Here is a 14,176-nt window from a genome sequence, read left to right as displayed (position 1 = left end):
GTGATTTAGTTTTAAGTGAGTGTTTGTGATTGCAAAGATTATGCATATTACGAAGATATAGAGTGCATGTCAAGTCTGTCAGAAAACAGCAATTGCCTCATATCAGGGTGATTTCAGGCCTTCAGAGACAATAAAAGGCCCGGTTCTGAACCGGCCAGTCTGATTGAAAAATCATCGGCCAGTGTGATTGATAAACCAGCCGGCCACGGATTGAGCCACTCGAAGGACGGGCGGATCTGATCGTCACTCTGAGACCAGATCATCAGCTCTCTGACGGATGAAATGCCGGGTGGAGGAATCAGAGGAGACAGGAAGGTCATGGATACTGCCGGATGGTGCAGGCTACGGATGAATTCAACCAGAGAGCAGGAAGTGATCTGTTCGCCTTGTCTGATAATTGGGGTAATGACCAGTGAGATCCCGTTTCCGGTCAGATTTCGAATTTTTTCTGGGTGAAGTTCAAATTCTCCGGTTTCCCGTACCGTCAACATTCCACGGTCAGAAGCCATCAGACTGATGGCAGGCAACATGGCTGAACCCAGCCGGTCGATGAGAGACCGGTTGTAAATTTCATGAAACTGCAATGGGTTCCGACTGATTTCTTTTAAAGGAAGGCCATCTGACCCCCAGAAAAAATCCGGGGCTGGAATAATAAGCAGGGGCCCCGTGATGGGTTTCAGCCATTTACCGGCGGTATCCAGCAACCGGCGGTCTTTGTAATAGGCACCGGATAAGAATAGAATGTTCATGATTCTGTTACCATTGAAGAGAAAAATCGGGAAGATAAAAGCCGATCAGGGTTCCAACCGACAGCACATGATGCTGATCGAACTTTCCATAGGCCAGAACAAAACTGCAGGCCACCTGATTCCCGAGGTACAGGTGATATCCTGTATTTGCTTCCAGATAATAAAACGGCTCGGTCACCAATTGCCGTACCGTTATAAACAGACCGCTGGCCATGGGTGAATCCAGAAAATACCAGGAACCGGCTTCCAGAACGAGATTGGGGAACTGATTGTATTTATTGTGAGCACGATACCCCAATAAACCACCCCCCAACCGAGTAAAATAAATAAATGGATAGTCAGAAAAAGTCAGGCCGGTTGCCCCGTTAATGATCTGAAACTGTTCATGAATTTCGCTTCTTTCGGCAATTTTCAGATCGTGGTAAAACAGATGAAAGGTCCCCGAAGGACCCATCCATTCGAAACGGACCCCCTTGCTCACCAACTGGCTGAAAGCTGTGGTTCCCGATGATTGACCCACAGACACGCCCCCTGTTACCCAGGTATGTGAGGATACCTGACGCTTATAACCGTCCCAGCGACCACTGACGGTCTCGGCAGCAATGGCTGAGTCCACACGGTCAGGAGGGAGTTCGATCAGGTAACGGGTTTTTGTTGACCGTATGGTAGAATCGGCTCCGGATGTGAACGCATGTGACTCAAAGCAAAGGATTGCCCCTAAAAGGGGAAGCAGGGACAGAATAGGGTTCTGCATTTAAATAATTGTGATGATTGGCACGTGCAAGTTAATTAATTAAAGGGTATTTTTGCATCATCATTATAAAAAAGATCACACGCATGGTTAAAAGACTTTTATCACCCACTGCACTTTCTGTGTTGATTCTGATCAGTCTGATTGCGATTACTTTTCTGGTTACCCGGATCAATACCGGTCGTACCCAACCGTTTCCGGAGTCGCCAGCAGAGACATCTTCTATCACCCACTGATTGATTGTAACCCACCGTCCCCATTCCTTCCGGTTCTCCTGACCGGATTCCCGCATAAAACTAACTAAACTCTAATCGTAACTGAACGCCTGGAATGGTTTATTTGTATCAGACCAAACCATGGAGTTTATATGGAAATCAAGGGAAAACGTGCGCTCGTTCTGGGCGGAGCAGGACTGGTTGGCCGGTCGACCTGTCGTCTGCTCGTTGAAGAAGGGGTGACCGAACTGGTGATCAGCTCACTCAAGGAAGAGGAATCGATCACCTTTATCAATGAACTCCGCCAGGAAATGGATACCCGCGGTGTGCGGCTGGTGCCCGTTGGTGGAAATCTGTTTGTTCGGCAGGAAATGAAAGACCTGTCCCGCACTGACATTTTCAACCATCCCGAACGGAAAGACCGGTTCATCCGCGATGTCATTGACCCCCTTACCCCCGACATACTTCAGCAATCCTGGCTTTATCAGATTCTGCAGAACTACCAACCCCACATTGTCATTGATTGTGTCAACACAGCAACTGCAGTTGCCTATCAGGATATTTTCACTGCTGCTTCAGAATTGTATGAACTACTGCAGGCAAACCCGTCGGTTCAAACAGATCTGATCGGCAGCCGGACCGGTGATCTGATCGGGACTTTATACATTCCACAGCTGATCCGGCATGTTCAGGTGTTGCTGAATGGAATGAAATCGGGGGGGACATCCATCTATATAAAGGTGGGAACCTCCGGAACAGGCGGCATGGGATTAAACATTCCCTATACGCACTCTGAGGATAAACCATCAAGAATGCTGCTTGCGAAATCGGCCATTGCCGGTGCACATACCCTGCTGCTTTTCCTCATGGGGCGCACTCCCGACGGTCCGATAATCAAGGAAGTGAAACCAACCGCCGCCATTGCCTGGAAGCGCATTGCATACGGACCTGTCATGGTGAAAGGCAAACCGGTTCTTCTGACTGACTGTCCGCCCGGCTCGGCATTCCCGCTGGAAGGTGAACTGGCTCCGGTTCTTGCAGATCCCTCCCGTTTCAATGTGCTGAAGGACAAGGAAACCCCCAGGTACCTGGAGGCCCCGTTTATCGATACCGGTGAAAACGGCATGTTTTCGCTGGGTGAATTCGAAGCGCTCACCGAAGAGGGGCAAATGGAATTTATCACTCCGGAAGAAATTTCACGTACCATCATCTGGGAAATCAAGGGAAGAAACACCGGGGCCGATATTGTCAATGCACTCGATAATGCCACCATGGGGCCGACCTATCGTGCCGGTTACCTCAGAAATCGGGCTCTCGAAAAACTGAGAGAACTGGAAACCATACATGGGGTCGATTCGGTGGCCTTTGAAATGCTCGGTCCCCCCAAGCTGTCAAAACTGTTGTATGAGACATATATTCTGAAACGTATCATGGGAGGATTTGAGCAGATACTTTCAACAAGTGATGTTGAATTGAGTGCAAAAATGACACAGTGGGTCAGTGAAAATGAGGATTACCGGGCCCGGATACTTTCGATTGGAATCCCAATCCTACTGCCGGATGGAAAGTCTATTCTCAGAGGTCCGGTTATTAAGGTTCCAGGTGGAACGCATTCTCATCATCTATCTCCTGCATTGACCGACCAGTGGGCGCGGGATGGCTGGATTGATCTGAGACCCTCAAACATGGCAGTCTGGAAAAAACGGATACAGGCGATCATCAGCAGTGCTGAATCGGTTCCCGGGCATGATACCAGTTCACGGATTGTCAGAGACCATCAATACTGGTTCTCACCCGGTGACGGTCAGATTCATATCGGTAAAGTGGCCGCCTGGATCTTCATCAATGAAGAAAAAGGGGAGAGAATGAAGGCTTAACCCCGATGAAATCTCCCGAATCAGGTACAGAATTACCGGATGCGCTTGAAAAGCAGACATTTTCTCATTAAGTTAGGTAGTGTCAGGCAACCGGTTTTTTGTCCTCATTTCGTTCTGAACAGGTTGTTTTGTGATTTGAACAACTGATTGCTGTGCGCCGGTTTGTTAATTTTATAGTCAGCCCGGTGCAAACCGGACCAAAAATGGCAGGGAGACCACTGGGTGGATGTAATTTCGTCCTTTAAAAAAATAGCTGATGGCGTATACACCACCGGTAACGGTGTTTACCGGATAGGTGATGAAAACGGACTGCTATCCGCTTACCTCGTAGAAACTTCCATTGGCCTGGTTCAGGTCAATACCGTTCCCGAATTGTTTAAAACCTACTTTCCGGTATTCAAGAAATTACCCGTTGCCATTTTTGCTTCAGAGCCCAATACAAATGAATTGGGTGACAGTTATACCGGCTTTGAATTTGAACTCTGGATTTCACGGTTTATGGATTTTATGAATCCGAACCGGATCAAATTTATCAGTACTGAAGAAAATCTTAAGAAGATCTATGGCCGCCTTGAAATTCCGATGAACGGAAACTACGTCAAGGATGAGTATGGAACCGAGCGGTCCAAATTTGAGCCGAAACGCTGGGTCGACGATGTGTTTGAGTGGTGTCCGATCCGTGATGAATTTTCACTCAGCACCCTCCGGTTCCAATACCGCGAAAACAATCAGCTGGTCATTTTTGATAAAAAGAAACTCGTATTTGATTCCCGTCAGTATCCATTTATTTCTATGAACGGACAGGCAGGGCATTATGTGGACACCATTCTGAATCAGGTACCTCATTTTAGCCTTCCCTCTGACCAACTCACGCTGGTTGTGGCCGGCACCGGCATCGGAACCCGTCCGGGTGTGACTTCGAATTTTCTGCTGGGCTGGAACAACCGACTGGTCTGGATCGATCCTTCTGCGAAAACCTTTGACAAGGCAAGGCAATTGGGGATTCACCTGGATCAGGTCAACGATTTCATCATTTCCCATGTTCATGAAGACCACATTGAAGGATTTTCAGGTATACTCTCGAGAAAAATCAACCAGGGTAAACGGATGAGTGTTCTGACTGTTCCTGAAATTTATCAGCACCTCAGGACCATTTTTAATCCGAATTTCGGCAACATTGACGATTACATTGATTTTACCGACCTGAACAACCGAAAGCAGTTTTCTGACTATCACGGTGCCAATATCGAGATACGGACCAACTACCACCCGATTCACACCCTTGGATTCAAGTTCTCATTCAACGGCAAAAAAGTAGGGATCAGCGGAGATATTCTTTACAAAAACAATATTCTGGAATCGCGTCTGAAATCGGGAGATATCGATAAAGCCGGATATGACCTCTTGCATCCGACCTGGTTTTCTGATTGTAATGTCGTTCTTCATGATACCACTGTAAGTGGTGATCCGGTTCATACAGCACTGGCCGATGTGGAAGAGCTGGCCTCTCATCTCCCCAAAACCACCGCCATTTATGGCTACCATGCAGGTGCCCCCATCGAATCACCTGTTGTCAAACAAGCGAAATTTGGTGAGCATTTATAATCAGGTTCTTGATTGACCTTCGTTTCCGGATTAACTTTGCAACTCGATTCGGGGCGTAGCGCAGCCTGGTAGCGCGTACCCTTGGGGTGGGTGAGGTCGCAAGTTCAAATCTTGTCGCCCCGACTCGTTTCTTCTTTACATGAAAATCCTTCCCCTCATCCTTTCATCTTTTCTGATTTTTTCCTGTTCGCCTGTTCAGAAGTCCATTCCGGTACGGATATCGGCACCGGCTGAACTGCTTCCAACCGCTGATTCCCTGATCACCTGGTACCAGAACTGGAATGGTGCCAATCTGGTATACTCGAAACACGTGGTACCGGCAGGTGGTTTAACCATCCGGTTTGGTGGCGGGGAACAGAAAACGGGTACCTTAATTGGCTGGATTCAAACCGGGCAGGGAGAACGCCTTCCTCTGGAAGTGATATCGGACCAGCGAAGTGACATTGCCTTTTTTAAAACAAACCTGATCAGAAACCGACTTATCGGACTGGGCTGGATCACTTCCGAAGACCCGGTTTACCAGGTTACCATCGATTAAAAACCATGATGAATTACCGACTGTTTAATTTCTTACTGATCACACTGGCTGCCATTCTTGCTGTGATTATTTATTTCTACCTGCTCCCCGGATTTATCAGAGATGGTGGCTATCTGGTAATTGCCCTTCTTTTTATGAGTATTCTGATGATCGGATGGGTCACCGACCGGCTCATTGTAATAACGGTTGAATTATCCTGGTCAGATCCATCCGCAAACGGAAAGGGAGTTCCTGGTGGTCGGTTCTGGGTTAACACGGCCATTGACCAGGCAGGCAGTGCCGAGGTCAGGAAACGATATCATCAGATTCTTCCGCTTCTCGAAGCCAATCTGAGTGGAATTGCGACCCTCGCCACGATCTCAACCCTGGTCGGATTGCTTGGAACAACCATTGGGATGATCCGGTCCTTTCAGGCACTGGCCACGTACGGCGCCCCCGATGCGGTTCAGTTATCGGTGGGGATTTCGGAAGCGCTGATTAACACCGCGGGTGGTTTGATGGTTGCCATCACCGGAATTGTCTTTCACAACCTGTTTCAGCGCAGACTCGAACGTTTTGATGCTGCCGTCAGGAATTATCATGGCCGTGAATCAAACTGATAAAACACGTCGTTTACGCCTGGATATGACGGCGTTTGTGGATGTGGCCTTTCTGCTGCTGACGTTTTTTATCATGACCACCACCTTTGGGAGTCCGAGCCGGTTGCCAGTGGACCTTCCCATGGGGAACCGGTCTGCAGAAGATGCTCAGCTGGGACGGGTGGTTGTTTCCCTGGCTGGCCCCAACCAACTGGAAGTGTTTTATAACCCCGATGCCAGCGGAAACCGGCGACTGACTACTCATACCATGCGGGAGCTTAAGGAACTGAAATCGGACCTGATTGCCGTTCAAAAAGCTGATTCTGCGTTTTCACTTCAACTTCGGGTGGATCAATCGGTTGCCTATGCAACGGTTGACAGCCTGATCGGACTATTCAGAGAATGCAACATCAAACGTTTTCACCTGCTGACCCGTCAGCCCTGAACCCTCCGCAGGAACGTCCGGTACGAACGTATAACCGGGTCTTTCTGGACATGACACCCATGGTGGACATGGCTTTTCTGCTGCTTACCTTTTTCATGCTGACCACTGTTTACCGTCAGCCTGCGCAACTTTCCATCCAGCCGGGCGAGTCGCAAACTCAGAGACAGGGCGCCGGTGAACCGATGGGGGAAACACCCAGAATTTCCATTTTGCGGGATGGCCGGGTGGTCTGGTCTTCCCGGGAAGGGGAGCAGGTACAATCAAGTCCGGATTCACTGTTCAATGCCATGCGTACCGGGCAGTTCCCGGCAGGTGAAACACCCCTCATTCTCAGTCCGGAAGCAGGAGTATCCTATGGTCAGGTGGTCGGTGTTCTGGATGGACTTTATCTTCTGAACCGCAATAAAATCACCATTTCCCCAGCTCCTTCAGATTCAGGCAGGTAACCGGTACCGCCCCTTCCTCACCGGGAACCAGACGAATTCCTCCCGATTGTGCTGTGATGAGGGTCGGAATCTGTTTTTCCCGTAAAACAGTCAAAGTTTCCTGATGGGGATGACCATACTCATTGTTTCTTCCAGCCGAAATCACAACCCACGCCGGCTCTACGGTTTCCAGAAACTGGTGTTCTGAACTGGTTCTGCTCCCATGATGGGAAATTTTAAGGATGGATGCATGCAGGAAACCGGCGGGAAGAGCTCTTGAAAAATGGTTTTCGAGATCCGCCTCAGCATCCCCGGCCCACAGCACCGACTGATTTTTCCCCTGATACCTGATCAGCAGACTCTGATTATTTGCCTGATCGGTAGGTTCTGTTGCATTAACGACATACAACGCTTCGCTGGCGCCCAGGTTTATTTTTAACGTGTGATTGACCTGAGTAACGTCTGTTCCCTGGCTTTTCAGGTGGGAAATCCATCGGTGAAAATGAGGACCGGCGTGTAAAGTATCCCCGATTACCAGCCTTCGGATTGGCACTGGCAACGTGACTGCACCCCCATAATGATCGAGATGCGGATGGGTCACAATCAGCCAGTCAATTTCTGCCTCACCAGCCGATTTCACCAGACCGGAAATGGTGGATGAAACTGGTTTCCTGTCTGCCCATTCCGGACCAGCATCAATTAAAATCAGGTGTCTCTCCGTCCGGATCACCGACAGGTCGCCCTGACCGCAATCGATAAAATCAACACGGGTGGGCAGCGGTTGAAAAAACCGGGTTACCAGGGCCAATATTGCAATCCAAACACATAGCCATGCTGCAAAAGTGGTTCTGCACCAGTTCCAGGCAAAAAGGGCCACCAGAAGCGAGACCCATACCAACAGCCAGAGCCAATCGCCTGATTGAAACCGGAAAAAGGATCCCGGCAGCTGATGTGCTGCTGAAACGACCTGATAGATCCAGTCGGTAAACAGGGAAACCGCCTCTCCATAGGCTTCGGAAAGAAAGGGAAACGGAGCAGCCAATACCGCAAGAAAGGTGAAGATCAGGACCAGGCTCGTCAGCGGGATGATCAGCAGATTGGCGGCCGATCCGGAAAAAGGCAGATTCTGAAAAAGGGCAACCGTTACCGGTGCGGTAGCCAGAACAGCCAGAACGGTGATAAAACCAGAAGACAGGACCGGATTAACCGGACGGTCACCGGAATAATGACTGAGAACCCGCGAGGCAATGATCACAGCACCAACAGCCAGAAACGATAACAGAAATCCTGGATCGGTCAATTGGTCGGGAAACAGCCATAAGATGGCCGTCAGGGAAAACAGCCATGGGGACCAGGATTCCCTGTGCCGGTTCATCAGGTTTGTGGAGAGAAATGCAGAGGTCATGATGATAGAACGAATCATACTGACCGGCCAACCGGTGAGTTGCCCGTAAAAAGCCAGACCTGCCAATGTGATCAGCACCCGTATTTTTTCGCCCTTTCCCGGGAAGCGGCTTCTCAGCCGAATCAGGGGTGTATAGAGAATCAGCGCCACCAAGCCTGCATGAAGTCCGCTGACGCTGAGAATATGGAGGGTCCCGGTTTCTGAGAAGGCCTGAATATCTTCCTTTTCCACCCAAGAGCGGCTTCCGAGAAGCAACCCTCTTGCAAAGGCCTGGCCATCGGATGACGGAATGGATTGTGCAAGAATCCGTTCAATCCGGAAGCGCAGCCTGCCGATCAAAATGCCGAAGGAATCATTCAGTTCGGGAAACAGGCTGGCCGATCTGATTTCTGTGGAGCGGATGAGATAATGAATGTTGTTCTTTAACAACCACGATTTAAAATCGAAGTCATGAAAATTCGTGGCCGGCGGCGGTTTTTTTAAGGGAACCAACAATTCGTATCCGATTCCTTCCTGCCACCACGGACCGGTTATAGAATCTGCATAAACCCGCAGACCAGCTTGTACGGGAATCCATTTTTCTGTATCGGAAATGGCATGGATACGGAAATCAACCACGGCCTTTCCGTTGGGTTGCCGGTCGGTCCTGAGGACGGTGACCCGTACAGGAACGGCTACGGACAGATCGGGTAGATCGGGCTTCCGTGTCCCTGCCGTGTACCATTGGGAGGCAAGAAGGGCTACTGCAGACCAAATAAGCACCAGCCGTAATGGGAGCACCAACAGGTTCCTGCGAAAAAGTGAAGACAGACTCAGACCCAGTCCAATGGTTGCCAGACCAGCAGGAATCCACCATGGCAGGTGCCCGGTTAGCGGGGCGGCTGCCATTCCAAAGACCGTTGCAGTTGCCAGAAATCCAATGGGCTGGGCCAACGGGTGTGGCCCGATTCTCATTTATTTGGACAAGCTATGATTTAACAATACCCGGAGATCAGTAATGGAGGAAGGTACAAACGGAGGAGAAAAATTCATAATCATGGGGACTGGATGTCGGGTGTGTCCGTTGGTGGACAGGGACTCGGCGTTGCCATGATCGGATGAAATCAGAATAGCAGGTGCTCCGGGAAGGGAAGCCAGGGTTTCGAGAAAGGTGGAAATGGTCTGGAAACATCTGACCAGTTGGGCCCGGTCCTGACGGTGCCCGAAATAATCCAGTTCAAAATACTCGGTGATTCCAAAGTCGATCCGGCTGAATTGATCAATCAGGCGTTGTGCCGACCCGTGCGGAAAATCGATGTTGAAATGAAACCCGAACCGTTGAAGTGGCTGAAAGTCGAGGACGGGAGGAAACCCAATACCCGTCTGCAGGGATTCCATGGGATGCAATGCTTTTCCGTTGAGTGTCTGAAGAAATCCAAATGTGGAGAGTCTTATTTTTCGGGCATGCAAGGACTGGAAATAGGCAGCCGGATAGACATTCAGAAGGTCCCAGGACCGCTCTGATCTGTTACAATCGGTGGCGATTGAGTCGTCAACCAGCCACTTTCGCTGACTGGTATGTGGAAAGGGTCCGTGATGGTGTCCCAATTTACGTGCGGCATTGATGCCGGTAAGCAGGGAAATCTGACCGGTTCCGCTTTGAGGCAGACCCTCTACGCCCAGACACGCATCGACGGGGTAACTGTACCATCCATCAGGAACAGGACCGTGCATCAGGTTCCAGAGAAAGGAACCTTTACAATCAGCAAACGGATTATCTGGTGATGGGTCGGGTGCAATTCCCAATCCATCTATGAAAAAAAACCAGGTTTTCACTCCCTCATCAACCAGTCACTACTTCATGCCAACAGATCACTGATCAGCGAGGCTCTCATGGCAGGAGGAATGGCAAACTCATGCTGATAATTCCGGTGGCTGATGCGGAAGGAGGCGGGAATATCCGGATTTGTGAATTGTCTGATCTGATCGGGTGTAAAACGGAACCGGATGTAGTGAACCGAGGAAATTTTATCTTCCTCGCTGCGACCTGGTTCAAACATGGCAACCACTTTTTCTGAACCAACCGCAAGGACCAGTGACTGATTGTCGGTCATTCCGATGAATTGATGAAGATCCTGGCGGATACGCGCTTCCTCGGTGATTTCGATGAAAAGCGTGGCGCTGAGTTCATTGTTAGTCGGAAGCAGGGTTTTATAAATTTCGATTTCCTGTTCAATTTCCTGATCACGAATCATCCGTTCAGCACGCATCATTTCCTGTATCTGGAATTTGATGGTCTTCATGTTTTCGAAAACCATCGAAATCTGAGGACCCAGAAAAACCCGACGGTTTTTCTTATAGTCGATCATTTCCTGGCGGTACTGGTTGCGGACCTTTTCATACTCGACAATATTAAGCAGGGATTGAACCTGAATCGTTTCCATTGGAGTTATCCTTCTTTTTCATCAAATCCGTAGGCATTGTACAAGGTGACCACCGGATGAACGGGTTTGATTTCCTGTTTACTTGCCTGGTAAACCTGCAGACCGGCGAGGGTACAGTCTGAGCAGGTGGTATTGCATTCCTTCGACTTAAGGGAGTTGACCAGTTTGGCAGCCACAGCCATGGAGTCATCAAAAAACTCGGCTTTCATTCCCCATCCACCATCCATACCGGAACATTTATCGATGAGGTTCACCTTGGTGTTTGGAACCACCCGCAGCAGATCCCGGCTCTTGTAACCCATATTCTGGGCTTTCAGATGGCAGGACAAGTGATAATTCACTGTACCGATTTCGTGCTTAAAGTCTGTTTTTAGTTTGCCTTGTTTGTGCAGCGACACCAGGTACTCAGAAATATCCATGGTTGCTGCAGCCACCATCTGAATTTTCCGGTATACATCGGGCTCGTTTTTACTGAAGTAATGCAGGTATTCCGTTTTTATGGTCAGAGAACAGGTGGGAGGACCGGTCACCACAATTTTGTATCCTTTTTCGACCCAGCGTGACAGTTCGAGGATGTTTGGCAGGGATTGTTTTTTAAATCCTTCAAAATCTCCGGGGGAGAGGTAGGGAGCCCCGCAACATTGCTGAACCGGGTATTGAACCTCGACCTCATTGTGCTCCAGAATCCGGATAGCGGCCTTACCAACAGACGGATCGTTGTTGTTGGTGAAACAGGTGGCGAAGATGACCACCTTTTCGCCGCTGGAGGCACTGGTTTTAACGGTTGCTTTGTGTTTTTTATACCATTTCTCGAGTGTTTCACTCTGAAAATCAGGTAACATACGGTCTTTGTGGATGCCAATGATTTTGTGCATGGCCGACCGGATGAGTTTGGTGTTATTGGCAAAGTTGGTCAGAGGAGCCATCATGGTTCCCATTTTGCCGGAAAAGTCTGTGTTGCTCAGGAATTTGTCATTTGGCCTGACGCCCCGTTTTCTTGTCCGGATGGCCTGGGCCCTGGTCATCAGTTTGGGGAAATCCAGCTGAAAATCGTGACCTTTGGCTGGTGTGTAGGGGCAGACCGGATCACACAATTTGCATTGGTAGCACAGGTCGACCACTTTCCATTTTTCTTCATCCGTCAGGTCATAGACCGTGCCCGAAAAGGTGGCTTCGATTGAAGCCTCGACGGCATGTTCTCCCTCGGGCCGGGAATCGTCATAGGTTTCCTTTTCGATTTTTTCTGAAACCAGGCCTGACTGAACGGCTCTGGCCCGTTTCAGGTCTGTATGCTGATCGATGCTGTTAAAAAGAGCGGGAAACGACGGGCAGATGTTGAAACACAGCCGGCACCCGTTGCAGATGTCGTAAATGCGGTTCAGTTCATGGGAGAGGGAGGCCGGATCCCAATAAGTCGGGTTGTACACATCGTAAATGGCGTTGGTGGTATCATGATGATTGGCGGCCATGGGGTTACCTTCAGGTTTAAGATGTGAAAAAAACACCCTGCCGTTTCCAACCTTGGGTACAACAGAAACGGCAGGGTTTTAGAAAGAGCGGAAACCGTTACATGGCGTCGAGAGTTGCCTGGAACTTTCCGGCGTGTGATTTCTCGGCGCGGGCGAGGGTTTCGAACCACTCTGCAACTTCTGCAAAGCCTTCCTCACGGGCGGTTTTTGCAAAACCCGGGTACATTTCGGTGTACTCATAGGTTTCACCGGCAACAGCGGCTTTCAGGTTTTCTGCGGTTTCGCCGATGGGCATTCCGGTTGCAGGATCACCCACTTCCTTGATGAAATCGAGGTGGCCGAAAGCGTGTCCGGTTTCGCCATCAGCGGTGTTCTTGAACACGCTGGCGACTTCAGGATAGCCTTCGATATCGGCCTGACGGGCAAAATACAGATAGCGGCGATTGGCCTGGGATTCACCGGCAAATGCAGCCTTCAGATTTTCAATGGTCTTTGATGACTTCAGATTCATAAGCACTCCTGACTTTGTTTGATTGACGACAACAACTTCCCGGGTTCGGGTTGGAATCGGACTTCTGATTCCGTGATGCAATATAACCAAACCTTGTGAATCAGTAAGAACACAACAGGTTAAATTTCAATCAAAAAGATCAATCGATCCTATAAAAAAGATTTATCGGTTTTTGTTATTTATAAAAGTTCTAACTAAAGATTCGGGTAGGGAGTCATGAGATAATTGGTCACATAATCATGTACTGCCGACTCGAGCGGTTGGAAGGCAACCGGGCAACCGGTGGCAGCCAGTTTCTGCATGGGAGCCACGGTGAAATTCTGGTAGGATTTTCTGAGGGAGGGGGGCATGTCGATGAATTCGATCTTCACAGGCTGGTTCATGGCATGGAAGACACCCGATACGAGGTCTTTCCAGGTGCGGGGGGTACCGGTTCCAAGGTTGAACAGGCCGTTTACCCTTGGATTCTGATACAGCCACCACATGACATCAACCACATCTTTCACATAGATGAAGTCGCGCAGTTGCTCGCCATCGCGGTAATCGGGGTGGTTTGATTTAAAAAGCTTGACCCGGCCGGTTTCCAGAATCTGCAACCAGGATTTATACACCACCGAGGCCATTTCACCCTTGTGGTATTCATTGGGTCCGAACACATTAAAAAACTTGAGGCCGGCGATTTCGGAAAACCAGTCTTTGCGGCGGGCATATACATCGAAAAGGTGTTTGGAATACCCGTACATGTTCATGGGGAGCAATTGATCCAAGGCAGTTTCATCGTCCTGAAATCCGCGGGTTCCGTCACCGAAGGTGGCCGCACTGCTTGCATAGATGAACCGGATACGTTTTCTGATGGCATATTCGGCCAGTGTCTTGCTGTACTGGTAGTTGTTCCGCATAAGGTAGTCGGCATCTGCCTCGGTGGTCGATGAACAGGCACCCATGTGAAAAATGGCCTGAATATCGGAAGGCAGCTTATTCTGATTGATCATCTCGAGAAAGGCATCGCGGTGGATGTAGTCTTCATACCGGCGACCCGGAAGGTTTTTCCACTTGGTGCTGGTGGAAAGGTTATCCACGATCATGATATCGGTGATTCCTTCCTGATTCAATTTCCAGGCCAGAACACTACCAATAAAGCCTGCACCGCCGGTGATGATAAACATATAAATCCTGTCTCGCTGA

The 14,176-nt window shown here is 49.4% G+C and carries 15 protein-coding genes and 1 tRNA gene; 8 read left to right on the top strand and 8 right to left on the bottom strand.

Going from position 1 to position 14,176, the window contains the following annotated elements:
* Positions 1-113 precede the first annotated feature (113 nt).
* Positions 114-749 carry a hypothetical protein gene (locus tag HUU10_01470; GenBank protein NUQ80255.1) on the bottom strand — a complete coding sequence of 212 codons (636 nt, stop codon included), beginning with the start codon at positions 747-749 and terminating at the stop codon, positions 114-116.
* 7 nt (positions 750-756) lie between these two features.
* Positions 757-1,503, bottom strand: a complete 747-nt coding sequence (locus HUU10_01465; GenBank protein NUQ80254.1) for a hypothetical protein — start codon at positions 1,501-1,503, stop codon at positions 757-759.
* Positions 1,504-1,586: 83 nt separating this feature from the next.
* Here HUU10_01465 and HUU10_01460 point away from each other — a divergent pair, with 83 nt between their 5' ends.
* The 8 genes from HUU10_01460 (at position 1,587) to HUU10_01425 (ending at position 7,204) form a co-directional block, all read left to right on the top strand.
* On the top strand, positions 1,587-1,736 hold the full coding sequence (locus tag HUU10_01460) for a hypothetical protein (GenBank protein ID NUQ80253.1): 150 nt from the start codon (positions 1,587-1,589) through the stop codon (positions 1,734-1,736).
* A gap of 131 nt (positions 1,737-1,867) precedes the next feature.
* Entirely contained in the window at positions 1,868-3,592 is a 1,725-nt protein-coding gene (locus HUU10_01455) for an SDR family oxidoreductase (GenBank protein NUQ80252.1), read from the top strand.
* A 222-nt stretch (positions 3,593-3,814) separates the two neighbouring features.
* Positions 3,815-5,197: a hypothetical protein gene (locus HUU10_01450; GenBank protein ID NUQ80251.1), complete on the top strand. Its 1,383-nt coding sequence runs from the start codon at positions 3,815-3,817 to the stop codon at positions 5,195-5,197.
* Between the two features lie 49 nt (positions 5,198-5,246).
* Positions 5,247-5,320, top strand: a tRNA-Pro gene (locus tag HUU10_01445).
* A 16-nt stretch (positions 5,321-5,336) separates the two neighbouring features.
* Positions 5,337-5,735 (top strand): hypothetical protein, encoded by a 399-nt coding sequence (locus tag HUU10_01440; GenBank protein NUQ80250.1) that lies wholly within the window; start codon positions 5,337-5,339, stop codon positions 5,733-5,735.
* 5 nt (positions 5,736-5,740) lie between these two features.
* The gene (locus HUU10_01435) at positions 5,741-6,334 is read left to right on the top strand and encodes a MotA/TolQ/ExbB proton channel family protein (GenBank protein NUQ80249.1); all 594 of its coding nucleotides are present in this window, start codon (positions 5,741-5,743) and stop codon (positions 6,332-6,334) included.
* A complete protein-coding gene (locus HUU10_01430) occupies positions 6,315-6,758 on the top strand; it encodes a biopolymer transporter ExbD (GenBank protein NUQ80248.1) in 444 nt (147 codons plus the stop codon). Before HUU10_01435 ends, HUU10_01430 begins: the two co-directional genes overlap by 20 nt.
* The gene (locus HUU10_01425; protein ID NUQ80247.1) at positions 6,716-7,204 is read left to right on the top strand and encodes a biopolymer transporter ExbD; all 489 of its coding nucleotides are present in this window, start codon (positions 6,716-6,718) and stop codon (positions 7,202-7,204) included. The genes HUU10_01430 and HUU10_01425 overlap by 43 nt, the downstream gene beginning before the upstream one ends.
* Here HUU10_01425 and HUU10_01420 read toward each other — a convergent pair.
* From HUU10_01420 to rfaD, 6 genes are all read right to left on the bottom strand, one after another.
* Positions 7,167-9,521, bottom strand: a complete 2,355-nt coding sequence (locus HUU10_01420; protein ID NUQ80246.1) for a DNA internalization-related competence protein ComEC/Rec2 — start codon at positions 9,519-9,521, stop codon at positions 7,167-7,169. The genes HUU10_01425 and HUU10_01420 overlap by 38 nt on opposite strands.
* A 21-nt stretch (positions 9,522-9,542) precedes the next feature.
* Entirely contained in the window at positions 9,543-10,403 is an 861-nt protein-coding gene (locus tag HUU10_01415) for a hypothetical protein (GenBank protein NUQ80245.1), read from the bottom strand.
* Between the two features lie 23 nt (positions 10,404-10,426).
* Entirely contained in the window at positions 10,427-11,011 is a 585-nt protein-coding gene (locus HUU10_01410; protein NUQ80244.1) for a DUF3501 family protein, read from the bottom strand.
* Between the two features lie 5 nt (positions 11,012-11,016).
* A complete protein-coding gene (locus HUU10_01405) occupies positions 11,017-12,480 on the bottom strand; it encodes a 4Fe-4S dicluster domain-containing protein (protein ID NUQ80243.1) in 1,464 nt (487 codons plus the stop codon).
* Between the two features lie 97 nt (positions 12,481-12,577).
* A complete protein-coding gene (locus tag HUU10_01400; protein NUQ80242.1) occupies positions 12,578-12,991 on the bottom strand; it encodes a rubrerythrin in 414 nt (137 codons plus the stop codon).
* A gap of 194 nt (positions 12,992-13,185) precedes the next feature.
* Positions 13,186-14,157, bottom strand: coding sequence for an ADP-glyceromanno-heptose 6-epimerase (gene rfaD / locus HUU10_01395; protein ID NUQ80241.1), 972 nt, complete (start codon positions 14,155-14,157; stop codon positions 13,186-13,188).
* Between the last annotated feature and the right edge of the window lie 19 nt (positions 14,158-14,176).

The sequence above is a fragment of the Bacteroidota bacterium genome, from assembly GCA_013360915.1.
Taxonomy (GTDB): Bacteria; Bacteroidota; JABWAT01; order JABWAT01; family JABWAT01; genus JABWAT01.
The sequence above is the reverse complement of the archived record's forward strand: the minus strand, read 5'-3'. Positions and strand labels throughout refer to the sequence as shown.